Source organism: Acinetobacter sp. YH12099 (genome assembly GCF_013419195.1).
GTDB classification, from domain to species: Bacteria; Pseudomonadota; Gammaproteobacteria; order Pseudomonadales; family Moraxellaceae; genus Acinetobacter; species Acinetobacter towneri.
Genome location: NZ_VPAP01000005.1, coordinates 124,524 through 150,255, shown reverse-complemented (window position 1 = coordinate 150,255; position 25,732 = coordinate 124,524). Strand labels below are relative to the sequence as shown.

At 42.9% G+C, this 25,732-nt stretch carries 22 protein-coding genes and 3 pseudogenes; 9 read left to right on the top strand and 16 right to left on the bottom strand.

Translation table 11 applies throughout. The features are described 5' to 3' along the window. Nucleotides 1–124: pseudogene (locus FTU39_RS05245) on the bottom strand (RNA-guided endonuclease TnpB family protein); the annotation flags it as partial. Nucleotides 125–248: 124 nt separating this feature from the next. Further along, a complete protein-coding gene (locus FTU39_RS05240) occupies nt 249–1,028 on the bottom strand; it encodes an NAD(P)H-binding protein (protein WP_180051826.1) in 780 nt (259 codons plus the stop codon). A gap of 36 nt (nt 1,029–1,064) precedes the next feature. Between FTU39_RS05240 and recG the strand changes: the two genes are divergently transcribed. Both recG and FTU39_RS05230 read left to right on the top strand, forming a co-directional pair. After that, the gene (recG, locus tag FTU39_RS05235; protein WP_167846341.1) at nt 1,065–3,110 is read left to right on the top strand and encodes an ATP-dependent DNA helicase RecG; all 2,046 of its coding nucleotides are present in this window, start codon (nt 1,065–1,067) and stop codon (nt 3,108–3,110) included. Between the two features lie 18 nt (nt 3,111–3,128). After that, entirely contained in the window at nt 3,129–3,764 is a 636-nt protein-coding gene (locus FTU39_RS05230) for a ComF family protein (protein WP_136144659.1), read from the top strand. A 74-nt stretch (nt 3,765–3,838) separates the two neighbouring features. Here FTU39_RS05230 and FTU39_RS05225 read toward each other — a convergent pair whose 3' ends face one another. Both FTU39_RS05225 and FTU39_RS05220 read right to left on the bottom strand, forming a co-directional pair. Next, complete coding sequence (locus FTU39_RS05225) at nt 3,839–4,249, bottom strand: NUDIX domain-containing protein (protein ID WP_004974664.1); 411 nt, start codon at nt 4,247–4,249, stop codon at nt 3,839–3,841. Nucleotide 4,250: 1 nt separating this feature from the next. Continuing rightward, nucleotides 4,251–4,853 carry a TIGR00730 family Rossman fold protein gene (locus tag FTU39_RS05220; RefSeq protein ID WP_026438479.1) on the bottom strand — a complete coding sequence of 201 codons (603 nt, stop codon included), beginning with the start codon at nt 4,851–4,853 and terminating at the stop codon, nt 4,251–4,253. A 154-nt stretch (nt 4,854–5,007) separates the two neighbouring features. Between FTU39_RS05220 and FTU39_RS05215 the strand changes: the two genes are divergently transcribed. After that, nucleotides 5,008–6,021, top strand: coding sequence for a CorA family divalent cation transporter (locus tag FTU39_RS05215; protein WP_096901036.1), 1,014 nt, complete (start codon nt 5,008–5,010; stop codon nt 6,019–6,021). Between the two features lie 45 nt (nt 6,022–6,066). On the opposite strand, the pseudogene FTU39_RS05210 reads toward FTU39_RS05215, so the two are convergent. Then, nucleotides 6,067–6,537 (bottom strand): annotated as a pseudogene (locus FTU39_RS05210) (transposase); the annotation flags it as partial. On the opposite strand from FTU39_RS05210, the pseudogene FTU39_RS05205 reads away from it, so the two are divergent. Then, nucleotides 6,526–6,666: pseudogene (locus FTU39_RS05205) on the top strand (transposase domain-containing protein); the annotation flags it as partial. The pseudogenes FTU39_RS05210 and FTU39_RS05205 overlap by 12 nt on opposite strands. Before the next feature lie 100 nt (nt 6,667–6,766). Here the strand turns inward: FTU39_RS05205 and FTU39_RS05200 are convergent. The 8 genes from FTU39_RS05200 to dxs all read right to left on the bottom strand — a co-directional run bounded on the left by FTU39_RS05200 (nt 6,767) and on the right by dxs (nt 15,559). Continuing rightward, nucleotides 6,767–7,054, bottom strand: a complete 288-nt coding sequence (locus FTU39_RS05200; protein WP_178866832.1) for a lipid asymmetry maintenance protein MlaB — start codon at nt 7,052–7,054, stop codon at nt 6,767–6,769. A gap of 12 nt (nt 7,055–7,066) precedes the next feature. After that, on the bottom strand, nt 7,067–7,702 hold the full coding sequence (locus FTU39_RS05195) for a phospholipid-binding protein MlaC (protein WP_004974651.1): 636 nt from the start codon (nt 7,700–7,702) through the stop codon (nt 7,067–7,069). A gap of 15 nt (nt 7,703–7,717) precedes the next feature. Beyond that, nucleotides 7,718–8,395, bottom strand: a complete 678-nt coding sequence (locus FTU39_RS05190; protein ID WP_180051825.1) for an outer membrane lipid asymmetry maintenance protein MlaD — start codon at nt 8,393–8,395, stop codon at nt 7,718–7,720. Next, on the bottom strand, nt 8,395–9,174 hold the full coding sequence (gene mlaE / locus FTU39_RS05185; protein WP_004974646.1) for a lipid asymmetry maintenance ABC transporter permease subunit MlaE: 780 nt from the start codon (nt 9,172–9,174) through the stop codon (nt 8,395–8,397). Before mlaE ends, FTU39_RS05190 begins: the two co-directional genes overlap by 1 nt. Then, a complete protein-coding gene (locus tag FTU39_RS05180; RefSeq protein WP_004974642.1) occupies nt 9,171–9,989 on the bottom strand; it encodes an ABC transporter ATP-binding protein in 819 nt (272 codons plus the stop codon). The genes mlaE and FTU39_RS05180 overlap by 4 nt, the downstream gene beginning before the upstream one ends. A 389-nt stretch (nt 9,990–10,378) precedes the next feature. Further along, nucleotides 10,379–12,229 (bottom strand): DEAD/DEAH box helicase, encoded by a 1,851-nt coding sequence (locus FTU39_RS05175; protein WP_070153378.1) that lies wholly within the window; start codon nt 12,227–12,229, stop codon nt 10,379–10,381. 484 nt (nt 12,230–12,713) lie between these two features. Continuing rightward, complete coding sequence (locus tag FTU39_RS05170; protein WP_019836885.1) at nt 12,714–13,544, bottom strand: inositol monophosphatase family protein; 831 nt, start codon at nt 13,542–13,544, stop codon at nt 12,714–12,716. Between the two features lie 104 nt (nt 13,545–13,648). Continuing rightward, a complete protein-coding gene (dxs, locus tag FTU39_RS05165) occupies nt 13,649–15,559 on the bottom strand; it encodes a 1-deoxy-D-xylulose-5-phosphate synthase (protein WP_180051824.1) in 1,911 nt (636 codons plus the stop codon). A 308-nt stretch (nt 15,560–15,867) separates the two neighbouring features. Here dxs and ribA point away from each other — a divergent pair, with 308 nt between their 5' ends. Next, nucleotides 15,868–16,470 carry a GTP cyclohydrolase II gene (ribA, locus tag FTU39_RS05160; RefSeq protein ID WP_004974633.1) on the top strand — a complete coding sequence of 201 codons (603 nt, stop codon included), beginning with the start codon at nt 15,868–15,870 and terminating at the stop codon, nt 16,468–16,470. Between the two features lie 44 nt (nt 16,471–16,514). Here the strand turns inward: ribA and hemN are convergent, their stop codons facing one another. Beyond that, nucleotides 16,515–17,888 (bottom strand): oxygen-independent coproporphyrinogen III oxidase, encoded by a 1,374-nt coding sequence (gene hemN / locus FTU39_RS05155; protein WP_179989900.1) that lies wholly within the window; start codon nt 17,886–17,888, stop codon nt 16,515–16,517. Between the two features lie 231 nt (nt 17,889–18,119). On the opposite strand from hemN, the gene hemF reads away from it, so the two are divergent. The 3 genes from hemF to aroE all read left to right on the top strand — a co-directional run bounded on the left by hemF (nt 18,120) and on the right by aroE (nt 20,473). Then, nucleotides 18,120–19,064, top strand: a complete 945-nt coding sequence (gene hemF / locus FTU39_RS05150) for an oxygen-dependent coproporphyrinogen oxidase (protein WP_179989898.1) — start codon at nt 18,120–18,122, stop codon at nt 19,062–19,064. Between the two features lie 317 nt (nt 19,065–19,381). Then, nucleotides 19,382–19,588 (top strand): hypothetical protein, encoded by a 207-nt coding sequence (locus FTU39_RS05145; RefSeq protein ID WP_004974627.1) that lies wholly within the window; start codon nt 19,382–19,384, stop codon nt 19,586–19,588. Between the two features lie 96 nt (nt 19,589–19,684). Then, nucleotides 19,685–20,473, top strand: coding sequence for a shikimate dehydrogenase (aroE, locus tag FTU39_RS05140; RefSeq protein ID WP_104852603.1), 789 nt, complete (start codon nt 19,685–19,687; stop codon nt 20,471–20,473). A gap of 101 nt (nt 20,474–20,574) precedes the next feature. On the opposite strand, the gene FTU39_RS05135 is transcribed toward aroE, so the two are convergent. Further along, a complete protein-coding gene (locus tag FTU39_RS05135) occupies nt 20,575–22,965 on the bottom strand; it encodes a hypothetical protein (protein WP_180051823.1) in 2,391 nt (796 codons plus the stop codon). 225 nt (nt 22,966–23,190) lie between these two features. Between FTU39_RS05135 and FTU39_RS05130 the strand changes: the two genes are divergently transcribed. Next, the gene (locus FTU39_RS05130; RefSeq protein ID WP_154320290.1) at nt 23,191–25,014 is read left to right on the top strand and encodes an acyl-CoA dehydrogenase C-terminal domain-containing protein; all 1,824 of its coding nucleotides are present in this window, start codon (nt 23,191–23,193) and stop codon (nt 25,012–25,014) included. A gap of 194 nt (nt 25,015–25,208) precedes the next feature. Here the strand turns inward: FTU39_RS05130 and FTU39_RS05125 are convergent, their stop codons facing one another. Beyond that, on the bottom strand, nt 25,209–25,727 hold the full coding sequence (locus FTU39_RS05125; RefSeq protein ID WP_179989894.1) for a DinB family protein: 519 nt from the start codon (nt 25,725–25,727) through the stop codon (nt 25,209–25,211). Between the last annotated feature and the right edge of the window lie 5 nt (nt 25,728–25,732).

The following is a 25,732-nucleotide window of genomic DNA, read 5'->3' as shown; positions in this document are numbered from 1 at the left end:
CTTTCCGCTTCAAATGCCTAAACCCTAAATCATTGACATAATTCCAGACGAAGTTCACTTCTGATGCTAGTTGGTCTAACACCTTGCAATGTTTGTCTTTTATACGTAATTTAAGGGTTTTCATGTATTTATATTAACAATCAAAACTCAAGAAAAATAGTCATTAGTTAAATCAAACGACACTTCATGTCGTGTCGCTTATATCTCTGACCTGAAGGACAGAGTTTTACGCTCCATTTGATAAATGATTACACATTGAATAATTCAACCCCACTCGCCACCATCCTCTGAGCAAAAATCCTTTTCCCTGTTTCACGCTCACCTTCCAACACCAACTCAGGTAAATTCAATTCACGCTGAATCTTTAAAATCATTTCATGCAAAGGCTGAGCTTGGTTATTGCTGCAAATATATGATGGTTCTGGATGTTCCACGTGAAGTAAATGTGCCAAAAAACCTGCCAAATCATCAATATGAATTCGATTTGACCAATGTATATTCGGGTAACTTTGCGTGCTTTCTGCAAGTTTGAGCATGCGTGCTGCCGATGTGCCATAAATACCCGAAGGACGTACAATCACACATTGTTCAGGATAAGCCTGTTGCCACAAGTGTTCCATCTGCAACAACAACTGACCTTGCACATCACTCGGCTTAGGCACAGTATCATCATCAATACATTCACCTGCGTTTTCACCATAAACCCGTGTAGATGACACCACAATAATTCGCTTTACAGGATGATCTTTTAATGCAGTAACAATCGGCTGCACAGAATCTACATAAGTCTGTTGATACGCTTCTACAGAACTCAAAACCGTATTTCGAGATGGTGCAAGTAATACATAAACTGCATCCACAGGTTGAATCTGTGATAAATCGAGCTGTTGAATATCTTGAAGCAGATGCGTCATATCAGGATCTGTTTTCGGACTGCGGCTAATTGTGGTAATTTGATGACCGAGCGTAAATAGTTGTTTTGCAACACGCTGCGATGTTTTACCATAACCAATAAATAGAATATGCATTCAGCACCTAATCATAGCATTTGAAGTTGAGGGGACATGGCTGCAGTCCATCAGTTGCAAGGGGTAGGCTCTGCCTCTGCTGCATTACTCGAAAAACTAAATATTTTCACCACAGATGACTTGCTGTTTCATCTACCGCGTGACTATGAAGATCGTAGCACGATCATTCCCATGAACCAATTAAACGTGGGGCGCAGCTATTTACTCGAAGGTGTGGTTAAAGGGGTCGATTTTCCACCGGGTAAACGCAAGTCGATGGCGGTCAATTTAGAAGATGAATTTGGAAAAATCACCTTACGTTTTTATCATATTTATAAAGGTATTACAGATCGTGCCAAACTCGGCAATCGTTTAAGAGTATTTGGCGAAGTACGGGTTGGGGCGCGTGGTCTGGAAATGTATCACCCCGAATTACAACTGATTACTGAACATACCCCACTGCCTAAAACCCAACTGACTGCCATTTACCCAAGCACCGATGGGCTGACCCAAGCCAAATTACGTGAATACGTCAAACAGGCCTTGACACAGCATAGTGATGATTTGCCTGAACTCCTGCCTGAAAAAATGACCAATGGCTATGCACTCAAACAGGCGTTGGATTATATTCATCATCCACCTTTAAATGCCAATATGCTGCAATTGGCACAAGGCTCTCACCCTGCACAGCAACGCCTGATTTTTGAAGAATTGGTGGCGCATCAAGTCAGTTTACTGACCCGACGGGCTTATATTCAGCAAATTGCCTCACCTGCCTTTTCCCCAAGTCAAAAACTAGCGCCTGCGTTACTCGGCAACATGCCATTTCAAATGACAGGCGCACAGCAACGGGTTTCGCAAGAAATCATGCAGGATTTGCAGCGTAATAAACCCATGCTGCGCTTGGTACAAGGTGATGTAGGTGCAGGTAAAACGCTGGTCGCTGCAGTCGCAGCGTGTCATGCGCTAGAAGAAGGTTGGCAAGTCGCGCTGATGGCACCCACTGAAATTTTGGCAGAACAACATTATCTGAACTTTCAAAAATGGTTTGAACCATTGGGCTTAACAGTGGCATGGTTGTCTGGCAAACAAAAAGGCAAAGCACGCGCAGCGGCTGAACTGAGCATTCAAGATGGTAGCGCCAATTTGGTGGTTGGGACACATGCGTTATTTCAGGACAATGTGCAATTTGCAAAATTGGGTTTGGTGATTATTGATGAACAACACCGTTTTGGGGTCGATCAACGTCTGGCTTTGCGCAATAAGGGTGCCAATCACACCACACCTCATCAATTGGTGATGACTGCAACGCCTATTCCACGTACCTTAGCCATGTCCGCCTATGGCGATTTGGATACTTCGGTGATTGATGAACTACCGCCAGGACGTACGCCTATTCAAACGGTAACCATTCCGCTAGATCGGCGTGAAGAAGTATTACAACGCATTGCCAGCAATTGTGCCGAAGGCAAACAAGCCTATTGGGTCTGTACCTTGGTGGAACAATCGGAAACCTTAGATGCACAAGCTGCCGAAGCGACTTTTGCTGAAATTAAAGAACGCTTTCCTGAACTAAATATTGGGCTGGTACACGGCAAAATGAAAGCTGATGAAAAACAAGCCGTCATGCAGCAATTCAAAGACAATCAACTACAATTGCTGATTGCCACCACGGTCATTGAAGTTGGGGTCGATGTACCGAATGCTTCAATTATGGTGATCGAAAATGCCGAGCGTTTAGGACTTTCACAGCTGCATCAGTTACGTGGACGAGTCGGACGGGGTGCCAAAGCCAGTTTTTGTGCCTTGTTGTATAAAAATCCACTTTCGCAAAATGGACAAGAACGCTTGCGGATTATGCGCGAAACCAACGATGGTTTTGTGATTGCAGAAAAAGATTTAGAACTGCGTGGCCCTGGGGAACTTTTAGGAACCAAACAAACGGGAGATATGGGCTTTCGGGTGGCTAAATTAGAACGGGATGATCATTTGCTGGCACAGGCGCATCATGTGGCACAGCAAATTTTAAACGATTATCCTACACATGCCGAAGCTTTGCTAAAACGCTGGCTGCCTGAGGCACCACGTTATGCCTATGTTTAAACGGATTGCAGTCCTAAGATGACTCAGCCGATCAATCTACTACAATGCGGCATACAATGGCTGCGCCAACTGCAACCGTGTCAGCTCTGCCATAGCGACACGCAATGGCAACATTCGGTCTGTCAAACCTGTTGGCAACAATTGCCGTGGCGTAGCCAAGCGGTACAACGACAAGAAATGCAGATTCAAGTCACTTTTGATTATCACTATCCAATTAATCGCATCATTCAACAATTTAAATATGAACAGCAGTTACATTACCAACTGCTTTTAGTAGGCGCGCTAAAACAACTGTCTTATCCTAAAATCCAAGCCATTGTACCGATGCCAATTTCCACTGCCCGCTTGACTGAACGCGGCTACAATCAATCTTTATTGTTAGCAAAAGGACTAGCGCGGCATTTAAATGTCCCGATTTGGCAACCTGTGACCCGCTTACAACAGCACGCGCAAAAAGGCTTAAGTCGCTTAGAACGATTGGAAGACATCCAACAGCAATTTCAAATTCAGAATGCGCCTAAAATCCGTTTTCGTCGGGTTTTAATTGTGGATGATGTGGTCACGACGGGCAGTTCAATTCATGCACTCAAACAGCAGTTGCTCAAGCTCGGCTGTCAAAAAGTCGAGGCGGTTTGTCTGGCCAGTGCTGAATAAAAAAACTATTCGGTTGAATATGCTCAACGCATTAAAAAGTTGAACTTAAAATATAGAAGAATGATCAACTGCTCTTAATTTTGTTGTAAATATTGTTTTAACCACGGCATCACCACTTCACGGGTCAGCGGTGCCAACAAAGTATCTTGATCATCCAAATCTACCCACTTCATTTCGGCAATTTCAGCAGCAATTTTTGGTGCCTGATCAAGCTGAACCCAATACACATAACTGACCAAACGGCAGTCGGGCTCATTGGCCGTTGCTGTTTCATAGCGTCCAATAAATTGTTGAATTTGCGCCTGACAGCCAATTTCTTCGGCAATTTCTCGCAACATGGTCGTTTCAGGCGCTTCATTGGGTTCTAATTTGCCACCGACCTGCATAAAACACGCGGTATGCTGTTTACGCACCACCAATAACTGCTGTTTGACATTTAAAATAATTGCAGCTGCAACGGTAATGATGTTGTTGATCTCAGCCATTTTATTTCGCCAGTTCCTGCTGCACCCACTCTAGCTCAGGCACTTCCCATTTCATTTCAGGAACACGGTATTGTTCAAATTGCTGCAAAATATTGTCAATACAATTCGATACAATCAATGCCTCACAAAAACGTGGCTGAGTAAAACCTTTTTCAGAGGTCTGTCTTAAAAACTTCAGCAAATCATCATAAAAGCCAGCTACATTAAAAAAGGCACAGGGTTTTGAGTGAATTCCTAATTGTGCCCACGTCCATTGCTCAAAAATTTCTTCTAAAGTTCCAGAACCACCCGGCAAAGCAATAAAGCCCTCGGCCAATTCTGACATTTTTATTTTGCGGGCATGCATGTTTTCTACGATGTGTAATTCGGTCAAATGCGGATGCGCCAATTCATGCTCTGCCAAACTTTCAGGCATGACACCAATTGCACGCCCACCTGCGGCCAAAGTACTATCTGCCACCACACCCATTAAGCCTGAGCGTCCACCGCCATAAATTAAAGTTTTGCCTTGTGCAGCCAATGTTTCACCCACTTTTCGTGCATTTTCAACAAAAACTGAATCTTTTCCTGGGGCAGAACCACAGAAAATAGCAATTGACGACATCATTTTTTCACCATGTTATCTGGCTGTCATGCCATAAAATTAAACTTCAGGGAGATTTTTAAATAAAATAGCATTCTGAGCAGTGTATTTAGTAAGATCCTTGTCTAAAATACACCCATCCACAAAACCCATACTGCGCAAGGAGAAAAGACGAATGCTTGAAGCCTTTTATGCCACAGAGCGCGGTAGTCTGGAAGATGCCACCATTAACGGTGGTTTTGATTTGCATCCAGATCTGGTCTGGATTGACCTGATTGCCCCTTCACAAGAAGAACAGCAATGGGTACTAGACGCATACTCACAAAATTTACCAACCTTAAAATCTTTGGAAGATATTTCATCTTCAGCGCGATTCTACCGTGATGATGACGGTATTTTACACATTAGTACCTATTTTTTAACTAAAAATAAAAACTATCAAGTCGATGGCGAAACTGAAGACAATTCCAGTATTTTAGCCACTGTGCAAACCGTCGCCTTTATTTTACATAAAGAACACTTGTTTACCCTACGTGGTGAAAAATTAGTGGCGTTTCGGGCATTTCGGGCGCGTGCACGACGTAACGACTACGAAATTGACTATAAAGACCCGACTTGGGTGCTTTTAGGCTTGCTTGAAGCCAAACTGGACGAACTTGCGGATATCTTGGAAGATATCCACAAGGACTTGGAAAAGTATTCCACAGAGGTTTTGAACAACCGTCATCGTGAGCAAATTTTAGACCTCGATGACATGATTACCCGATTGGCGCAATTAGAAGACATGCTTGGGAAAGCGCAATTGTGTTTGATTGATTTACGTCGTGTCCTGACCTTTTTGGCTCGTCCGCGTGCGTTGGGCAGTCATATTTACGATGCCGACATTCGAGAACTCAGTGAAGATGTACGCTCACTGGTCGAACACGATGCCTTCTTATTCCAAAAAGTGCGCTTCTTGCTCGATACCACTTCAGGCTTCATTAACACCGAACAGAACGACACGATTCGTCGATTCTCGATTTTACCAAGTATGTTAGCGCCACCGATGTTGGTTGCCAGTGTTTATGGTATGAACACCGATGTGTTACCTTTTGCCAAAGGCACCACCAGTTTTATTGTGGTCAGTATTATTTTAATTGGCTTCTTTATTGGTCCATTAATTTACTTTAGATGGAAAAAATGGATTTGATGCCTTTTATTCCCTATCTTTTTAGGCATAGGTATCTACACATCTTTAAGTACCTAGTGCAATGGTTGCGATTTCATTCAGTTCATCTATTGAATATTCTGAGAGCAGTTGAAGAGTATTTAGTAAAATCGAGAGTCCTGCCAATATGGCAGGCGCACTCTCTATCTTGCCTCTTTTCTGCTGTCTACCTGAAAGCCTAGTCAAAAATGCACGGACTTTCTGATTTTGTTCATCTGTACAACGCTGCACTCTCCACGTCAACACACAAGCCATGCAACTGATCAGCAAACGCCTTAAAATCGCTTCCGTTGTCTGAAGCCATGACTCAATATCATGGCCTGCTTGCTTGAGAAGTTTGAAATAACATTCGATTGACCAACGCCAGTAATACCAAGTTGTCAATTCCACTGCGGTAATCTCGGTTGGTACATTGCTGATCAATGACCATCTTGCAACTGTCTTTTCATTAATATCTTTAACCACCGCAATAATCAGTCTAGCCTCAATTGCAGCACCTTAATCCAGTCAGCAAAACTGAATGGACTGGACCCTTATGCCTATTTAAGTGATGTGTTGAAAAGACTGCCGACACAGAAAATAATCCAGGTTGAAGAATTACTACCGCATAAGTGGAAGCCTGCCTGACTCAAATAAGCTTCACCGGATGCTTACGAATAAAGCGGGAAACTAAACGCAATAAAAAAGCACCTTACAAGAAGGTGCTTTTTTGATGGTTTTTTCAGTTTTAGACGATTAGCTGCAAATCATCTTGCAAATGACAGGCTTGAATGATTTTCATCATTTTTTCAGGAACCGCTTTAAACTGTAAGCCCTTGGCTTCAGGCGTCTGACGCAACCATTGCACCAAAACGGCCAAAGCTAAAGTACTCCCGTGTTCTAGCTGCGCCAAATTAACCACCAAAGGCAACTGCTGCTTACGAATCAACTGCAGACCTTTTTGGTAATATTGCTCTGCATTACTGAAATCTATTTTTCCAGAAACACATAATTCCTGATTTGATAATTCAATCACGCCACACCTAACCTATTTTTTCTTTTCAACCGCAGCTTCTGCATCTGGCTTAAAGGTTGCAATGGCTTTATCAATATTGCCGCCATTACGCTTCACGTTCGCTGCAAACTGGTTACGGAATTGCAAACCTAAATCAATACCCGACACGTTAATGTTACGGATTTTCCATTGGCTGCCTTTGTCTGCCAACTGGAATGACACAGGAATTTTTTCACCATTATGCAAGAAGTCAATGGTCACCACTGGGTTCTTGCTGTTGGTCGCCTTATAAGGACGCATGGTGTAGCTTTGGTTGCTAAATTTCGCAAACGCTGTGCCATAATTCTCAATTAAGGTTTCACGGAAGTTTTTCTCAAACTGCGCGCGCTGTGCTGCTGAACTGTATTGGTTCGTCGCATAAGTACCCATCACAATACGGGTAAATGCTTGCGCATCTACATACGGATCAAGGTTTTGACGCACAATCGTTTTGACCAATGCTGGATTGTTCTGCAATTTAGCATGATCTGCTTTTAAACGTGCAATCAAGCTATCGGCAACTTTTTTCACAAAAGCTGGTGGCGCTTCTGCAGGTGCAGCAAATGCAGTTCCTGCCAACATGGTTGAAAGTACACTTACCGCCAGAGTTTGCTTTAAAAGTGTTTTCACGGACAATCTCCTTCATTACTCAACAAATGACACTTCTGCATCTGTTGTTTCAGCTGTCGCTGTATCTTTATCTGCATCTGACGCTACGTTGGATGTTTTCGCTGCACCGCCAGTAATAAACTTACTGATTAAATCTTCTAAATCCATGGTGCCTTGTGTGTTGGCAATACTTTCGCCACGCTTCACAAAGTTCAAACCACCACCTGGAACCACTTTGAGATATTTCTCACCCAATAGACCATTGGTTGCTACCATTATGTAAGCATCCTCATCAATACTGGTGATGGATTTCATGTTACCCAACAGTTGTTGTTCCATTTCTTTTTGTTGCTGAGGGCTTGCTTCTTGGTATTCTGCACTGTAACGCAATTCTTCAAGCGCATAATTTTGCACTGTTTTTAGTTGTTCAGGATTAAAACTGGTCAACCTGCCATCCAGTTCAAATTCAACTGTAGCCAAACGCGATACAGGGTCTAAAGTAATATCATTAACACGACCAATGGTGACACCGCTCATGGTGACTTTAGCACGTGGTTTTAAACCATTCACGTTGTCAAAAGTTGCTGTCATATTGTAACTGTCGCGCAAATTGGTACCCACCAATCCACTGACTTTCATGGCCAAGAAAAATAATGCAATGCCTGTCAAAATGACAAATACACCTACGGCCAGCTCACTTGTACGTGATTTCATTAAACACCTCCGAACATGACCGCAGTCAACACAAAATCAAAACCTAAAACACATAATGAAGAATACACCACGGTTCGTGTGGTCGACGTCGCAATGCCTTCCGATGTTGGGACACAGGCATAGCCTTGATATACTGCAATCCAAGTACAAATTAATGCAAAAACAAAACTTTTAATAATTGTGCCGTTAAAAATATCTTTATAGAACTGCACGCTGCTTTGCATACCGCCCCAGAAAGAACCTTCATCGACCCCTAGAAAATCGACCCCAACCATTTTGCCGCCCATAATGCCAATTGCAGCAAAAATAATGGAGAGCATTGGCAGGCTGACTATTCCCGCCCATAAACGTGGTGACACAATACGCTTGAGTGGGTCTACCCCAATCATTTCCATGCTGGCCAATTGCTCTGTGGCTTTCATCAGACCAATTTCTGCAGTTAAGGCAGAACCTGCACGACCTGCAAATAACAGCGCAGCGACCACAGGTGCCAACTCACGTAATAAAGTCAAAGACACCATCGTGCCCAACATGGCTTCTGAACCAATATTGACCAAAATGGAGTAGCCTTGTAAGCCCAATACCAAACCAATAAATAAACCTGATACCGCAATAATCAATAATGACATCACGCCAACACGGTACATTTGGTACAGGAACAGCTTCACCCCAAGCAGGGTTGGCATGGAAAATAGAATTTGCAACAACATTTGGGTGGCGACACCAATGCCACGAACACGCTCAATGACGCGTTGACCTAATGCGGCAATAGCATTCATGAACGCACCTCATCACTTAAATAAGCCCGATGGCTAAATTGATAATCGACTGGCCCTTCGGCAGCGCCTGTTAAGAACTGACGTACAAATGCCGATTCATGCTGTTTTAATTCTGCAGGTGTACCTTCGCCCTGAATCACGCCTTCCGCGATAATATAAATGTAGTCGGCAATTGATAAAGTTTCACCAACATCATGCGAAACGATGATGGTGGTTAAATCCAACGCTTCACGCAAGGAACGGATTAAACGGGTCAACACACCTTTTACAATCGGGTCTTGCCCTGCAAACGGCTCATCGTACATGATCAATTCAGGGTCTAACGCAATCGCACGTGCCAATGCCACACGACGGTTCATCCCGCCTGAGAGTTCTGCAGGCATAAGTTGTTCTGTACCACGCAAACCGACTGCTTCAAGTTTTAAAGCCACCAATTCTGCAATTAAATGTTCAGGCAACTGGGTATGTGCACGCAATGGAAACGCGACGTTTTCATATACGCTCATATCGGTAAATAACGCACCGCTTTGGAATAACATGCCCATACGTGCGCGCGCAGCAAATAACTCCTGACGCGACATTTGCGCAAGATTTTTTCCATCCAGAAAAATATCACCATGATCGGGAGTCAACTGACCACCAATCAAACGTAATAACGTGGTTTTACCAGTACCTGAAGGTCCCATAATGGCAGTAATTTGACCACGGCGAATCTTTAAACTGACATTTTCGAAAATGACACGTTTCCCTCGTTTAAAGCTCAGTTCATTGACTTCAATCAATGACGGCTCATGTTGAGGCATTGGATTATTCATAGCTGAGGGTCTTCCTGCATTTTTTCAGCACGCATACTATAAAGGATTGAAGCGCAAAATGTTATCTAGCAAATTTTTAAAAACTGTGCACGTATTGTTCAAGCAGTCTTATTATTGTTATTTAAATCACTTTTAGGACAGCAACAATTTAAAAGTAAGAAGAAATAATATAATACATTAAATTGCATAAGATGAGTGCTAAACCAATATACGGCATCATTCCCTCTCTCGTCTGCATGAGCAATCGTAAGCTATTGATGTTCATAATTAGCAAATAGAGTTAAAAGCGTGACCTATTATACATTTTATTTATCTAAAACAAAAATATTTAACATAAAAAAACCAGTGCTGAGCACTGGTTTTTCTTTATACAAATGACTATCGCGGTTTTAGTCGTTAAATTTACGACGTGGGCGATCAAAACCACCTTCACGGCGTGGACGATCTGAATTGAACTCGCGACGTGGACGATCTTCGCCACCAAAAGAACGCTTAGGACGATCATCAAACGAACGTGGTTGACGGTCACCAAAACCACCTTCACGACGTGCAGGACGATCACCAAAATCACGTTTTGGACGATCACCGAAGCTACCTTCACGACGTGGTTTGTAATCTACGCGGTTGCCACGGTTGTCATCATTCGCATCAAAACGCGGCTTATCGTTGAAGCCACCTTCGCGACGCGGACGATCTGAATTAAATTCACGACGTGGACGATCATCAAATGAACGCTGTGGACGATCACCAAAACCACCTTCGCGGCGTGGACGATCTGAATTAAATTCACGACGTGGACGGTCTTCAAATGAACGCTGTGGACGATCACCGAAACCACCTTCACGACGTGGACGGTCTGAGTTGAACTCGCGACGCGGACGATCTTCACCAAATGCAGGACGTTCACCACGTGGTTTGTCATCAAAGCTGCGACGTGGACGATCATCACCACCTTCACGACGTTTAAAGTTGCTTTCGCCTTCAAAACGACGACCGCCACCAAAACCGCCACGACCACCGCGACCGCCATCACGACGACCACGACCACCGTCACGACCAGAACGTGCTGGAGGTGGAGATGGCTCTAAGCCTTCAATTTCAGAAACGCTTAAACGTGCATCTAAGAAATCTTCCAACGCACGGATTTTGCCGCGCTCACGGTAAGTTGCCAAAGTAATCGCGTTACCAGTACGACCCGCACGACCTGTACGACCAATACGGTGTACATAGTCTTCATTTTTCATTGGTAAACCGAAGTTAATCACGTGAGAAATAGTTGGTACGTCTAAACCACGTGCTGCAACGTCTGTTGCAACCAAGATTTTTGCACGGCCTTCGCGAATGCTGCGTAAACGACGGTTACGAACGGTTTGTGGCATTGCACCGTGTAGTGCAACAACCGAGTGACCCGCTTCAGCCAATTCTTCAGCCAGCATATCGGTATCTTCTTGAGTAGATGCGAATACAACCGCTTGATCTACACCTTCATCAGATAACCAGTGTGACAATAATTTTTTCTTGTGCTCGAAACCATCAGTCCAGTGTAAAGTCTGGGTGATGTCCATGTTCGTTGAGTGACCTGTTTCAATCGCAATACGTACAGGCTCATTCATCATGCGTTCTGCAAGTGTGATAATACGGCTGGCAAAAGTTGCAGAGAACATCAAGGTTTGCTTACGGTTAGCAGCTAAATCGCTAATCGCTTCTAGGTCTTCAGAGAAGCCTAAATCGAGCATACGGTCAGCTTCGTCTACAATTAAGGCATCAACTTTATCAAGTTTGATTTGACGACGGTTCACCAAGTCAAGTAAACGACCTGGAGTCGCTACAACCACTTGCGCACCTTTTAATTGTTGGATTTGCTTACCAAAAGGCATACCACCCATGATTGCTGCAATACGTACACCTTTCATGTGACGTACAAATGCAATCGCGTCTTGGCTAACTTGTTGAGCCAATTCACGTGTTGGGCAAAGCACTAAAATTGACGGCTGAGTAATAGCTTTCATACGCTCTTTAAATGGTACGAAAGTATCTTGATTAGCAAGCGCGTTTAAAGTTGGGAGTAAAAATGCAGCAGTTTTACCAGAACCTGTTTGGCTAGATACCAATAAGTCTTTACCTTCAAGTGCCGCTGGGATCGATTGTTCTTGAACAGGAGTCGGCGTAGTAAAGTTCAAGCCTTCTAAAGCTTGTTGTAAAGATTCATGTAAAGAAAAATCAGCAAAAGTTTTGCTCATAGAGATTTTCACCCTGAAAATGGGTGCTCCATTAAATAAAGTCAGATGGACATCGGCAAAAAGCGGTACAGCAATTATCGCTGACAATTTAAGATTCAGCGGCGATCCGAGTAACGACGATGTGATATAACGCACGCATGATTACGGCTTAACCTGAAGGAATCGCTTTAGCGATTGGGGCGCGAGATATCGTCCTCTCTTTGGACCGCACGCGCATACACAATGATTAGAAGAGAAATGTTCAGGTAATGAACAGAAATTAAGTGCGTGCGCGGATTATAGCAGGATTATTTTAAAAGTCACCTTATTTAATCGACTTTTGCTGTTTTTTGTGTAAACAGTGATAGATTCTGCTTTTATGGCTAGTATATGGACGATAACAACAGATTTAAAACCAGCAGTTTTAGACCGTTAGGTAAAAGAAAAGCCCTCAGGATGAGAGCTTTGCTAAGTGTCTTATTTAAGTATAAATATGATCAGCTGATTATTTCGCTGCTTCGCCCCAAGCAGGCACAACCGCTTTCATAAGTGGTTTTAACATTTTCATTGAACATGCCAAAACTTGCCCATTTTCCATAGAGTCGCTGCCACCACGTGCATCGACCACAGTACCGCCCGCTTCTTTCACAATTAACTCACCCGCAGCAATATCCCACGGTTTTAAGCCAAGTTCAAAATAACCATCTAAACGACCTGCAGCCACATAAGCCAAGTCTAATGCAGCAGAACCTGCACGGCGGTATTGAGCGCCTGCTTCTGTCACATTCAATAAACTTTCAAAATGGTTTTTGGCATAAGAAACAATTTCGCCATCGCGCTTAGCACGATAAGCATGACCCACTGCCAAGAAGGTGTTGTCTAAACTGTCTTTTACATTTACACGAATACGACGTTGATTCATCATCGCACCACGGCCACGGCTCGCAGAGAACAACTCATCTTTTACAGGATCGTAAATAACACCGTGCTGTGTCACACCTTTGTGTTGCACTGCAATCGAAATACAGAAATGAGGGAAACCGTGAACAAAGTTTAGCGTGCCATCTAAAGGATCAATCACCCAACACCAGTCGGCATCGTGACCTTTGCCTTCCTGCATGCCAAATTCTTCGCCCAGGAAGCTGTGATTTTTATAACTTTTGCGTAATGTATCAATGGTCAATTGCTCGAGGTAACGATCTACGCGCGTTACAGGACCATCAATGCCTTTTTCTTCGACTTGTAGATCGAGTTTATGACGATTCTGATGCGCTTTTAAAAGCTCTTGACCAACTGTTTGAGCCGCACGCGCAGCCATCACCACCATAGGTTCCATTGAACACCCACTACAAATTTGAAGAGTTTGATAAAGAATAATGCATGAAAGCCCCAATATTTTAGCAAATATTGAGGCTTTTGGGGAAGAAGTGTTGCTAAAAATTAATTCAATATAGATTGATGCAGTTTTTGCCAAGCATTTTGCATTGATTTTTCAATGCCTTGTGCATCTAAACCTGCCTGTTGCAGCATTTGACCATGTGTCGCTTGTTGCATAAAGCTATCTTCTAAACCTAAATGAATAATCGGTTTGACAATCTGGGCCTTCGCCAAGTATTCACTCACGGCACTGCCTGCACCACCCATAATCGCATGCTCTTCTACAGTGACGAATAATGCAGTGTTATCTGCAATCTCAGCTAACAGCTTTTCATCCAATGGCTTCACAAAACGCATATTCACCACACGTACTGCGACATCGTGCTGCTGAGCAAACGCTTCAGCCGCTTCAACTGCCGCTTGCACACGGCTACCAAAAGCCAGCACTGAAATATAGTCATCATATTGTGGATTGAACTGCGCCACAATTTCAGCTTGTCCTAATGGAATTGCTGTCATTTGCTGCTGAATTTCGACACCCAAACCATGCCCGCGTGGATAACGCACTGCTGCAGGGCCGTTATATAAATAAGCCGTGTGCAGCATTTGACGACATTCATTTTCGTCTTTTGGTGCCATAATGACGATATTCGGTACGGTACGCATATAGGCATAGTCGTAAGCACCTGCATGGGTCGGGCCATCTTCACCCACCAAACCTGCACGGTCGATACCAAAAGTAACATCCAGATTTTGCAAAGCGACATCATGAATCAGTTGGTCATAACCACGCTGCAAGAAGGTAGAGTAAATCGCCACCACAGGCTTCAAACCTTCACAGGCCATACCCGCAGCCAAAGTCACCGCATGCTGTTCGGCAATCGCGACATCAAAATAGCGTTCTGGGAATTGTTTGGCAAATTGCACCATGCCCGAACCTTCGCACATGGCTGGCGTAATTGCCAATAATCGTGAATCTTGTTCTGCCTGATCACATAACCACTGCCCAAATACATCAGAATATTTAGGTGCGCTAACTGGTGCAGCTTTGGCATGAATTTTACCAATGGCATGATATTTAATTTGATCAGCTTCGGCAGGCGCAAAGCCTTTGCCTTTTTTAGTGTAAACGTGAATTAAACGTGGGCCTTTACGTTTTTTCAGCGCATTAAACACGTGTGTGAGTTGTTCAACATCATGTCCATCGAAAGGGCCGAAATAATCAAACCCAATCGCTTTAAATAAGTTGTCTGCAGCTTCAGTGGCAGCACAGTGTAAACGCGAGTTATACGTCCATTTCGGATGTGGCTGCACGTAAGCTTCGCCAGTTTCACTGACATAAACCGATTCACCACGTTCCCAAATGGCAGCAAGATGTTTGGCAAAGCCGCCTGTGCTACATGAAATTGACATATCGTTGTCATTCAGCACCACCATCATATCGGCTTGGTGGGCCACTGCATCATTCATGGCTTCAAAAGCCATACCTGCCGTCATAGCACCATCGCCAATAATGGCAACAACTTCACACGGGTTTTGTTGATAACGTCGTGCCAACGCCATCCCCAATCCTGCAGAAATTGCTGTTGAGGAGTGACCAACGCCAAAGGTATCAAAAATAGATTCTTCACGCGCAGGGAATGCAGCCAAACCATCTTTGGCGCGAATGGTGGTGAGTTGCTCGCGGCGTCCTGTTAGGGCTTTATGCGGATAAGCCTGATGACCGACATCCCAAATTAAGCGATCGTGTGGGGTATTAAAGCAATAATGCAGCGCAACGGTCAGTTCGATCACGCCTAAGTTTGCGCCAAAGTGTCCTCCACTTTGACCTGCGGCATACAAAATGAATTGACGTAACTCATCTGCCACCTGTGGAAGCTGGCTTTGCGCGAGTAAACGTAATTGCTGCGGATGGTCAATCTCATCGAGCAATGGTGTTACAGGGCGTTGAGTTGGAATTTCTGTATACAGCATATGTGGCAAAGCCTTCTAAAGCCTGGCAAATCCTAAGCGAGGTCAATGGGAATTACTCGATCATATAACCGAATGGTATTACCTTCAATCAGCCACATTTCTAGCGATGTAGTTTTGAGCAGTGATTTCAGTTGGGCACACGTTGGGTGGGTAGATTATCCTGAATAATCTAACTATTTATCAACCATTATCGTGCGCTTTATACAAAAAAGAAAATCTTCTGTATAAATTCGTGTTCGCTATTCTACTAATGTCTGAGCATTACGCTATACTTTAAACAATTTATCGACTATTTCACGAGTTAAACAGTGCCGATTAAGTTTGTCGCAACCTCACGATTACCGACCGCATTTGGTGAATTCAACATTACGGTATTTCAAGATCCTGAAACTGGCGAAGAACACGTGGCATTATCCAAAGGTTTGGACACTGCGCCAACCCAGCCCGTTCTGGTACGGATTCACTCAGAATGTTTAACTGGCGATGCTTTCGCGTCTTTAAAATGCGACTGTGGCCCACAGCTTCAAGCCACTCAACGTCTGATTAATGACGCAGGACAAGGTGTGATTTTATATTTACGCCAAGAAGGTCGCGGGATTGGCTTGACCAATAAAATTCGTGCTTATGCCCTGCAAGATCAAGGACATGACACGGTGGATGCCAATTTAATGCTGAATTTACCTGCCGATGCACGTCGCTATGATATGTGCAGCATTATGCTAGATCATTTGCAGGTTAAAGCTGTGCGCTTAATCACCAACAACCCTTTGAAAATTCAAGCATTACAGGAACAAGGGATTACGGTGGTAGACCGTGTGCCTTTAACTGTGGGTCTAAATCCATTCAATGAAGAATATTTGCAAACCAAACACGAACGCATGGCGCACATGTATGATAAAGGTGACTTCTGAGTCACCTTTTAATTTTTGAATTAAATAATTTCTACTCAACTTACTTAAATCGTCATCGAAAAAATACGATTATTCGGCATACGGCGTTTTAAACGCAAATCAAAGGCCATACAAATATTGCGCACAAAAGGTTTACCTTTTTCCAAAATCTGAATGTGCTGATCTTGAATGAGCAGTAATTCATCTTCCTGCATTTCCTGTAACTGTTGCAGCACTTGCTCAATTTCAGGAAATGCCAATTCTGGACTGGCCCACGACGTTTCAAAGCTGCACATTAAATTTAAAATATGCTGACGTATTACCAAATCTTCCCGATCCAGCACATGCCCTTTAAACACAGGAATTTCATTGCAGGCTAAACGGGCATAATAATCTTCAATGCTTTTTTCATTTTGCGCAAAGCTATACCAACTGTCGCTAATAGATGAAACACCCAAGCCAATCATAAGCTGCGTTTTAGATGCGGTATAGCCCATAAAATTACGGTGCAAGGTACCATTTTTAAACGACTGATACATACCATCGCGTTCTAAGGCAAAGTGATCCATCCCAATTTCATGATAACCATAGGCCAAAAGACGCTGTTTGCCTTCTTCATAGCACTGACGTTTTAATTCATCTTTAGGCACATCTTCATCTTTAAAGCCACGCTGCCCATTGCCTTTAATCCATGGCACATGCGCATAACTGTAAAACGCCAAACGGTCTGGCATTAAACGCTGGGTCTGCTCAATGGTATTCAGTACATCTTCCAGATTTTGAAAGGGCAAACCAAAAACCAGATCATGTGAAATAGAATCATAGCCAATTTCACGCGCCCACTCGGTCACACGTTGCACATGTTCAAAAGGCTGAATCCGATGAATGGCGCGCTGCACTTTTTCATTATAATCCTGCACGCCATAACTAACCCGACGAAAACCCAAGTCATATAAAGCCTGTAAATGTTCACGGGTGGTGTTATTGGGATGACCTTCAAAACTAAATTCGTGCTGTTCTGCCACTTTGGCTTTTGCCAAAATGCCTTGAATAAGCTGCGTCAAATGTTCGACAGAAAAGAAAGTTGGTGTGCCACCGCCCAAATGAATTTCTTTAATGATGGGAGTGCTTTCGAGCAACTGACAATATAAGTCCCATTCTTTTAATAACGCCTGAATGTACGGTTGCTCGACTTCATGGCGTTTGGTGACGCGTTTATGACAGCCACAAAAAGTGCATAGGCTTTCGCAAAATGGCAAATGAATATACAGACTAATGCCTTCGCTGGCATTAGATTCATCAAACGAACGCTTCAGCGTTTGCTGCCACGCCTCGGCAGAAAAGGTAGCATCATCCCAATAAGGTACGGTTGGATAACTGGTATAACGTGGTCCAGGCACATTGTATTTTTGAATTAAAGAATTTGCCTGCTGTGTCATCCACTCTGCCCCATTCAGTTAATTGCTGCTGACTAAAATTTAGATTGTAAAAACTATTGTGCTGAGCTTGTGCATGGAAATCAACCTAGTCTTTTGCTCGGAATACATGCTGAAATACAAAGCACCTTGCGCAATTGCATGAGCGATTTGCAGCAAACTGGATAAACCCCTTAATTTTTAGACAGTTTTATGTTTTGATGTAAGCCATTTTATTTTTATGCTGAGGTGGCCATGTCGCATCCTACTCACGCGGATATTCAACGTGTACGTGAATTTCTTCTCGATTTGCAGGCGCGAATTTGTGCGGCTTTAGAACAACAAGAACAGGCAGGTGGTGGAAGCGCACAGTTTGAAATTGATGACTGGCAACGTCATGAAGGTGGCGGTGGTCGTTCCCGCGTCTTACAAAACGGTACGGTCATTGAAAAAGGCGGAGTGATGTTTTCGCACATCAATATTTCCAAACTGCCTGCTTCTGCAACTGAACGTCATCCAAATATTGCAGGCGCACCTGCGCAGGCGATGGGCGTGTCATTGGTGATTCACCCGAAAAACCCAAATGTACCCACCTCACATGCCAATGTGCGTTTATTTGTCGCTGAACCTGAAGGACAGCCGCCAATTTGGTGGTTTGGTGGTGGTTTTGACCTGACACCATTTTATCCAAATGATGAAGATGTAGTGGCATGGCACCAAACAGCACATGACTTATGTGCCCCTTTTGGCAATCAAGTCTATGCAGAACATAAACAATGGTGTGATGACTATTTTTATTTAAAGCACCGCGATGAACAGCGTGGCGTGGGTGGTTTATTTTTTGATGATCTGAATCAATGGGACTTTGACACCTGTTTCAACTATATTCAGGCGGTGGGTAATGGTTATTTGGCTGCAATTCTGCCTATTTTTGAGCGTAATCGTGACAAAGCCTATACCGAAGCACAACGTGAGTTCCAGCTTTACCGTCGTGGACGCTATGTGGAATACAATCTAGTTTACGACCGCGGCACTTTATTTGGCTTGCAGACAGGCGGACGGATTGAGTCCATTTTAGTCAGCTTACCAAACTTGGCGGGATGGTCGTACCGTCCTGAATGGGCAGAAGATTCCGCAGAGAAAAAACTCACCGACTATTACTTAAAACCACGCGATTGGTTAAATCTCAAGACGAGTTAAAGCTCGCGACTGGTGAAACCTTGCTACATCGCAGTGTAAAAAAGATCACACTCAAGGTTCAAAAAAGCGATTCTTCCACGAATCGCTTTTTTACTTACAAACTTTATTGCTTATTTTCAAATCAATAAATATGCACAGCATGAATTAACTGTCATGATAGTGCGGATGGATTTTAATAGATGATGTGACCGCGCACCCTATTCGACCATGCACAAATAGGATTTAACTATCCATACATCAAACCATGAGTCAAAGGCGAATTCATCAAACTGTCAAAGCCTTATGTCACACTGCGCCACATCTGTCAGGAGATCCGCATGTTTAGCCCGCTGTTCAAACACAAAATCTTTTTATTTTGGGCAACCTTTGCCATGTTACTTGGCTCAATTTGCATGACCTTTATTTTTGAAAGTCATCTTTCAGATGGCTTAGCCATTAGTAGCAGCATTTTAGCGGGCATTGCCATGTTCGTGATTGCCACTATTTTGGTATTAGAAACCGTTTTAGAGATTTGTAATCCTTAAGTCCAAAGACTCCCACCGTTTTATACCGCCATAGGCTTTAGTCCGCGCTGAATTTGACGTATATTGATGCACATTTCAGCACATGGATTTTGGCAAATGCGCAAACAATTTGCCGTGATTGGCAACCCAATTGAACAATCACGTTCTCCTGAACTGCATCATGCCTTTGCAGAAAAAACAGGCATTGACCTGCAATACAGCAAACGCCTTGCCCCTCTTGATGGTTTTAGAGACAGTGTTGCAGACTTTTTTAATCAGGGCGGTGTAGGCATGAATGTAACCGTGCCTTTTAAAGAGCAAGCATTTGCCCAATGTGGCGTATTAACCGAACGTGCCAAAATTGCCAAAGCAGTCAATACCTTGTGGATGCAAGATGGTGTTTTGCATGGCGACAATACCGATGGTCAGGGTTTGGTTGATGCCATTCGTGCTTTGGGCTGGAATTTAGAGCACAGTGATATTTTGATTATTGGCGCTGGTGGTGCAACCCGCGGGGTAATTTATCCGTTGGTACAAGCAGGCGCAAAAAAAATTGTGATTGCCAACCGCACCCTTGCCCGTGCTGAACAACTGGTTGCTGACCTACAAGCTGCCGTACCGCAAGCAGAATTACAAGCCATGGCACTTACCGATTTAACAGGTCAATTTGATTTAGCCATTAATGCGACGTCTGCCAGCTTAACGGGAGATGCCCTCACCTTGCCTGAGTGTTTGCAGTTTAATTTTGCTTATGAAATGGCTTATGGCAAACCTTCGAGCTTTTTAGAACAAGCCAAAGCGCGTGGCGTACCGACATCGGAAGGTTTTGGCATGCTGGTCGGACAGGCGATTGAATCTTTTTATATTTGGAATGGCGTGAAACCTGAATTAAAAGATTTCCTCTAAATCATCACCAAATAAAAATAGCCCTTGAGCAGCAAAGGGCTATTTTTTTATTTAAACTGGGCAATCTTGTTGAACGCTGATTGCCCATTTTCACCCACGGTTTATTTTACAAATTTCTGCATATCTTCATACACATCCATATATAACTCATAATCAATCTGTTCAGCCTGATCTTCAGTTAAAGTGCGAATTGAATTTTGGCTCAATTTGCCCTGCTGACGATCAACATACGTCTGCCCCAAAATGTGTGCCGTTTTCTTTAAATTCTCCAAGTCAGGCACATCCCAATCATAAGCTGCTTCATAGGCTTTTAAATATTGCTGAGCAAATATCTGTTGTGGTTGCTTGTATTGCTGTTTCAGCTTACGCCATTCAAGTGCGACTTTATTTTCATCGACTGCATCTTCAGTCAAATTATTGATACGACGACCAATTGCATTATTGAATTGCTCATCTTCTTCTAAATGATGCTTGGCTTGTAAAGCTTCAATCCGTTTTAGCGCGGCACCTTTCGGGTCATAGTAGCGCTCATCACTGAACCAATAGGCATACACTTCTGCCATTTCCTGCAAGGTTTGTGGACTAAGATTTTTTACCCACGTACTTTGCTCTGCTGCCATGTGCACTAAAAATAAAGTCTGATAAGTCTGACTAAAAGATTCTGTTTGTTGATAGGTTTTTTGTGCCAACTGCGCCAATTCTTCATCATAACTTAAGGCAGGTTTTACAGTGGTCTTATCTTTATTTTCTGCAGTTTCCTGCTCCAAAGTCCGCCCTAAATTTGTCACCCATTTTTCTAAAATTGAGTCTTTGCTGACCTCTTGAATGGATTTGGCTTGACGCAGCGCACTACGGTCAATTTTGCTGGCTTGCCCATAATTCGCAATGCTGACATCGTTATACACATGAATTGTTCCGTAATTTTCGCGTTTAAATTGCAACGCATAATCAATTTTTGCAGCACGCCCCTGATCATCTAAAGCCACATCAATTTGAATCGGTGTTTTTTTATCTTTAGGTGTAGCGTTCATAATCTGCTGAATTTCAGCCTGATGTTTTTGCCACAAAGCTGCAAAAGCGGCGGCATCGACCAATTGTTCCGAACGGTATGGTTCAAAAACTTTAGCTAGCTTTTCTTGCGGTGAAGCAAAGTGCTCATCTAAAACCGATTGTGCCTGCTCAGCACGACTTGGGCTAAATGCTTCTAATTCATAGGCATAAGCACAGTAGGTTAAATCTCCAACTTTGGCTGTTTTTGCTGTTTCGATCAAACGCTGACAGTCTTGTTCGCTTAGCATACTTGCGGTGCTTGCTGAATCTTCTGCCTGCTCAGCAGCCGCTTCAACGGCTTGTTCAGCTGCGATCATGGCATCTTCACTGGCATCTGCTGAATAATCTGCCACATTACTCACTGTCGTTTCAGTTGCATAAAATTTCTGACTGACCAAATCACGTAAAGCAAGGGTGGCTTGATACGCCACAAAAGCCTCTTGGCTCATGCCATAATCTTCAGCAGTTTCATTGTGTTTCAAGTAGTCTTCAACACTTTCTTTGGCCGATGTATCTTGCGTAATTTCAGCTTGTTCAGCAGCATCTTCGGTTGTGGTCGCCTGCCCCAATACAGTCTGTTGCAAATACGGTGCATTGACCTGATCAAACATGGCAAGCTGCAGCAACATATCTTCCAAACTACTGTTCAAACGAATTTTTTCACTAATTTTTTGCTGACGGTCTTGTGCAGTTAAAGATAACTTTTGAATATGTTTAGAATCTGCCAATACATACGGCACCGCATTCATGGCTTTTAAGTATTCGGCAAATTGTGCCACTTTAATCCGCTCAAAATCGGCTTTGTATTTAGAAAAGTCGATATAGGCAAAGTCATTTTGACTATCTTTATTTACCAAATAAGGCAACAAAGAAAAATAATTGGTATAGAACTTATATTCATTAAAATCGACCACCATCGGTACTTTCATTTGCACCAAAAGTGTCGGTTTTTCATAACGTGCTGCCACATTCAAAGCAGCAATTTTTTGCCGATAATGCACCGAGCCATCGTAGCTAAACTGAGTGTCATTCAATACATTCAACACAAAATTAAAAGGACTCGATTTTTCGATTGCCCCTGCAGCATAGGAAGCAGAGTTTTGTTCCTTAGCCATTGCCGTATATAAGTTTTGTTTTTCTTGTGTACTTAAACGGACTTTTTGCTGTTTTACATACTGATCTAATTGCTTTTTAAGTACAGGATCAAGTGTGGTAGGAGCAGCATCCGCTACTTTTGGTATTGCTTCAACTAAATTGCTCTGTACCCGTAATTTGCCCTGAAAGTCATAACTTGGCGTTTCAAAGATGGCATTTAACCCTGTAATTGCCTTTTGTTCTATACTTGCCGTCTGATTGGAATTGGTCTTAATGACATGCTGCGAACAACCTGTAGCAGCTAAACTAAAAAGACATAAAGATAAATATTTTAATTGTATCTTCATTGCTAAACACCTTATATTCATTATAGATTGGTCTGTTCAAACATATAGATTATGATACATTGTAACATAACACTTCATTCGTTTTTGTAAGGTGAATAATTTTCACTATTCGCATTTCTGACATTTTTATTCGCTATTCTTATCAATGTTTTTTGATCATGAGTGTGAATAATCAACATATCGATACAGATAATCCAAAACTATTTCTAAATTAGGATTAAGACTATGCCAGCATATAAAGCCCCATTACACGATATTCGTTTCTTAATGAACGAAGTGCTTGATTACCCGACCCACTACAAAAATCTTTCTAACGGTGAACTTGCGGACGCAGATACAGTCGATATGATTTTGGAAGGTGCAGCAGATTTCTGTGAAAATGTACTTTCTCCTCTTAATCAATCAGGCGATGAAGAAGGCTGTCATTTTGAAAATGGCAATGTGACCACACCGAAAGGCTTTAAAGAAGCCTATGACCAATTTGTGCAAGGTGGCTGGCAAGGTCTGTCTTACCCTGAACAATACGGCGGTCAAAACCTGCCAATGTCGCTAAACCTCATCAAATCTGAAATGATGGGTACAGCAAACTGGTCATTCCAAATGTATCCAGGTTTAAGCGTGGGTTGTATCAACACCATTATGCAATTTGGTACAGACGCGCAAAAAGATACCTATTTACCGCACTTGGTTGCAGGTACTTGGTCAGGCACCATGTGTTTGACTGAACCACAATGTGGTACCGACTTAGGTCAGGTAAAAACCAAAGCAGAACCACAAGCTGATGGTACTTATGCAATTTCAGGCACCAAAATCTTTATTTCTGCAGGCGAACATGACCTGACTGAAAACATCATTCATATTGTGTTAGCGCGCCTCCCAGATGCACCTGCAGGCACGAAAGGTATTTCATTATTTATCGTACCGAAATTCTTGCCAACAGCAGAAGGTACGGTGGGTGAACGCAATCCTGTCACTTGTGGCTCAATTGAACACAAAATGGGGATTCGCGCGTCTGCAACTGCAGTCCTAAACTTTGACAATGCCGTGGGTTATTTGATTGGTGAACCACACAAAGGCTTACATGCCATGTTTACCTTTATGAATACTGCGCGTATTGGTACAGCAATTCAGGGGATTTGCCATGCAGAATTGGCATTCCAAGGTGCATTGCCGTATGCCAAAGAACGTATGTCAATGCGTGCGCTTTCAGGTAAAAAAGACCCTGAAAAAGTAGCTGATGCAATCATTCACCATGCCGATGTACGTCGTATGCTCTTAACGCAAAAAGCCGTAGCAGAAGGTGGTCGTGCCATGATTTATCATGCTGCACAATTGGCAGATAAAATGAACGACGCTTTAATGCGTGGTGATACTGCTGCTTTTGAAGCGCATGATGACCATTTAGGTTTCTATACGCCAATCTTAAAAGGTTTCTTAACTGAAATGGGTTATGAAGCTGCCAACCACGGCATGCAAGTGTACGGCGGTCACGGCTATATTAAAGAATGGGGCATGGAGCAAATTGTACGTGATTCACGTATTTCTACCTTATATGAAGGTACAACTGGCGTTCAGGCGCTCGACTTGATTGGTCGCAAAGTGTTGTTAAGCTCTAAGGGCAAAGTGATTCGTGACTACACCGCTGAAATTTTGAAATTCTGTGGTCAGCATGCACGTAACAAATACATGCGTCGTTTTGCATGGGACTTAACCAAGCTATGTGCTCAATGGAACGCATTAACCGTGCGCATTATGTTGGCAGCACGTAAAGACCGTGACATCGTATCCAGTGCTTCAGTAGACTTCTTGATGTTCTCTGGTTATGTCATGATGGCTTATTTCTGGGCGCAACAAGCGGCTGTGGCTTCGACCAAATTGGCTGAAGGCAATGGTCAGGAAACACCTGAGTTCTATAAAGCCAAAATCAAAGTTGCAGATTTCTACTTTGAGCGTTTATTGCCACGTACCCAAGGTCATGCAGAAGCAATGGTCAATCCATCTAAAACCATGACTGCATTAGCACCAGAACATTTTAGTTTTGACTACTAAAATATTCTAAGCAGATGTAAATCAAAAGAGCGCGTAATGCGCTCTTTTGGTGTTTACTTCAGAAAGTCAGTACTCGAATCTACACATCAATTAAAATTACTTTTAATGTGCTGTTGGAAAACCATGAAATACCCACTGAATCAGATATAAAATCAGAAAAATTAAAATCACTAGACATAAAATTTCTAGTCGTTTCATTCAATTCGCTTCTTAGCCTTGTCTTCTAGCAACATATAAATTAAATCAAGCTCAAGACAGACATATCCCATTGCGGTTAAAGCCGCGGTAATTTGCCCACGATGATGAGTTGCATGATTGAACACATGCATTAGGGTTGCAGCATAGGGTAAGTGCATCTCCACGCCAGTTGATGTTTTATAGTGCAGCTCTTGATGAAAAACTTTCTCATCCACCTGATTTAAAAAATAAATCCAGTTTTCAGCCTTCTTTTCAAGTTGCTCAACAAGCTGTGTTCTGTTGGTTTCCACAATACTATCTAATGGCAAAATTGGTGAGTGGTGCAAAGCAAAACGTGGAAACCACAAATGATGCTCACCGACCAACAAGTGATTCAGAGTGCCAAAAATACTTTTAAAATATAAGCCCTGATCCAAGAAAAAATCATCATCTGAAACCAATAGCAAAGTCTGATTTAGTTTTTGAGTTGCCCAAAGATTATAGCGGGCAAGTAACTCAAACGTTTTTAAATCCATTTAAA

Bases quoted from the DNA above. Each gene is read 5' to 3' on its own strand.
- FTU39_RS05180 (WP_004974642.1), bottom strand. From the start codon at position 9,989: ATGAATAATCCAATGCCTCAACATGAGCCGTCATTGATTGAAGTCAAT.
- hemN (WP_179989900.1), bottom strand. From the start codon at position 17,888: ATGACACAGCAGGCAAATTCTTTAATTCAAAAATACAATGTGCCTGGA.
- dxs (WP_180051824.1), bottom strand. From the start codon at position 15,559: ATGCTGTATACAGAAATTCCAACTCAACGCCCTGTAACACCATTGCTC.
- FTU39_RS05175 (WP_070153378.1), bottom strand. From the start codon at position 12,229: ATGAGCAAAACTTTTGCTGATTTTTCTTTACATGAATCTTTACAACAA.
- hemF (WP_179989898.1), top strand. From the start codon at position 18,120: ATGTCGCATCCTACTCACGCGGATATTCAACGTGTACGTGAATTTCTT.
- FTU39_RS05170 (WP_019836885.1), bottom strand. From the start codon at position 13,544: ATGGAACCTATGGTGGTGATGGCTGCGCGTGCGGCTCAAACAGTTGGT.
- aroE (WP_104852603.1), top strand. From the start codon at position 19,685: ATGCGCAAACAATTTGCCGTGATTGGCAACCCAATTGAACAATCACGT.
- FTU39_RS05230 (WP_136144659.1), top strand. From the start codon at position 3,129: ATGACTCAGCCGATCAATCTACTACAATGCGGCATACAATGGCTGCGC.
- FTU39_RS05240 (WP_180051826.1), bottom strand. From the start codon at position 1,028: ATGCATATTCTATTTATTGGTTATGGTAAAACATCGCAGCGTGTTGCA.
- FTU39_RS05125 (WP_179989894.1), bottom strand. From the start codon at position 25,727: ATGGATTTAAAAACGTTTGAGTTACTTGCCCGCTATAATCTTTGGGCA.
- FTU39_RS05215 (WP_096901036.1), top strand. From the start codon at position 5,008: ATGCTTGAAGCCTTTTATGCCACAGAGCGCGGTAGTCTGGAAGATGCC.
- recG (WP_167846341.1), top strand. From the start codon at position 1,065: ATGGCTGCAGTCCATCAGTTGCAAGGGGTAGGCTCTGCCTCTGCTGCA.
- FTU39_RS05220 (WP_026438479.1), bottom strand. From the start codon at position 4,853: ATGTCGTCAATTGCTATTTTCTGTGGTTCTGCCCCAGGAAAAGATTCA.
- mlaE (WP_004974646.1), bottom strand. From the start codon at position 9,174: ATGAATGCTATTGCCGCATTAGGTCAACGCGTCATTGAGCGTGTTCGT.
- FTU39_RS05145 (WP_004974627.1), top strand. From the start codon at position 19,382: ATGTTTAGCCCGCTGTTCAAACACAAAATCTTTTTATTTTGGGCAACC.
- FTU39_RS05130 (WP_154320290.1), top strand. From the start codon at position 23,191: ATGCCAGCATATAAAGCCCCATTACACGATATTCGTTTCTTAATGAAC.
- FTU39_RS05135 (WP_180051823.1), bottom strand. From the start codon at position 22,965: ATGAAGATACAATTAAAATATTTATCTTTATGTCTTTTTAGTTTAGCT.
- FTU39_RS05190 (WP_180051825.1), bottom strand. From the start codon at position 8,395: ATGAAATCACGTACAAGTGAGCTGGCCGTAGGTGTATTTGTCATTTTG.
- FTU39_RS05225 (WP_004974664.1), bottom strand. From the start codon at position 4,249: ATGGCTGAGATCAACAACATCATTACCGTTGCAGCTGCAATTATTTTA.